This is a genomic window from Kribbella sp. NPDC020701 (genome assembly GCF_055562215.1).
On the sequence record NZ_JBVHFT010000067.1, the window covers coordinates 1 to 1,436 of the forward strand.

Consider the following 1,436-nt stretch of genomic DNA (forward strand, 5'->3'; position numbering starts at 1 on the left):
CTAGTACTCCAGCCGTAGTTCGTGATCAGGCGAGTTGGCCTGCCTGATGGCGGTGGTGGCAGTCGCGGGCGCGGGCTTGGTGGCGGCGTCGCCACCGTGACCAGTGCAGTAGGTGTGCGATGTCGCGGCGGGCGTGGTCGAGCAGGTTGGTGAACAGGTGCCGGATCTCGTTCGCGGTCAACGCTATGAGCCCGGGAGCCGAGTTGGTCTCGGCTCGTTGTGCGGCGGCGGTGATAGCGAGGAAGGCGTGGGCGAGCATCGCCAGGATGGTCCAGCGGTGCCACGACGTCCAGCGGCGGACCTGGTGCTCGTCCAGGCCGGTCAATCCCTTACCTGCTTGGAAAGCCTCCTCAATCGTCCACCGGCGCCCGGCCACCGCGACCAGGGTCGCCAGTGGCACCGGGGTGGGTGTGTAGCAGCGGTAGAACGCGAGTTCGCCGGTGCTGATCGATCTGCGGACCAGCAAGGCGTGGCCGCCGGGGACTTCGGCGTCAGTGACGTCGATTAGCGCCCAGTCGTACCAGCGTTGACCTTTCGCGCCAACTCCTGCACTGAGCCGGTTCCAAGCCCGTGACGGCAGACGGCGGGCCAGAGCCTTGGCAGCGTGTTTGCCGGCCAGCGTGGTCACCTGATGATCGCAGGCCACCGCCAAGACATAGCCGATCCGGCGCTCCTGCAGACCTGCGCGCAGCTTGGAGTCGGCGCCGTAGACCTCATCGCCAGCCACCCACGCCGCTGGGATGCCCGCGTCCAGCGCCCGGGTGATCATCTCCCGCGCAAGCGCCGGTTTGGTGGCGAACTTGATGTCGTCGGGAACTCCCGCGGCGCGACACCGGTCAGGATCTGTGGTCCACGACTTCGGCAGATACAAGGCCCGGTCGATGAACGCGTGCCCGCGCGTGGCGGCATACACGAGATAGACCCCGACCTGGGCGTTCTCGATCCGGCCAGCCGTCCCGGTGTATTGCCGCTGTACCCCGACAGTGTGGGTGCCCTTCTTCAGGTCGCCGGTCTCATCCACCACCAGCACCGCGCCGGGATCGGCCAGGTGATCCACAACGTAGGTACGCAGGTCGTCGCGGACCGCGTCGGCGTCCCAGGCCGCGCGAGCAAGCAGGTGCTGCATGCCATCTGGGGACACCTCACCGGCATGCTCGGCGATCGTCCAGCAGTTCACCCGCGGCAACCCGGCCAGCAACCCCAGCAGGAACAACCCAACCCGCCGACGCGGTTCGACCCGGACAAACCGGCACGCGATCCGCCCCACCAGCTCGTCGAAACCACGCTGCCAACTATCAGGGTCTACGCTATGGCACGCAGCCACCGCGCGACCGTCTTGAGTCCACACAACCCGAGATCATCAACCGGTGGCTGTGCTACGTCCTGGACCGCCACACTGCCACACCGCAGATCACGAACTACGGCTGGAGTACTAG

The 1,436-nt window shown here is 66.9% G+C and carries 1 protein-coding gene; it reads right to left on the bottom strand.

The features are described 5' to 3' along the window. Positions 1–25 precede the first annotated feature (25 nt). A complete protein-coding gene (locus tag ACZ3HV_RS44545; RefSeq protein ID WP_465693954.1) occupies positions 26–1,324 on the bottom strand; it encodes an IS701 family transposase in 1,299 nt (432 codons plus the stop codon). Between the last annotated feature and the right edge of the window lie 112 nt (positions 1,325–1,436).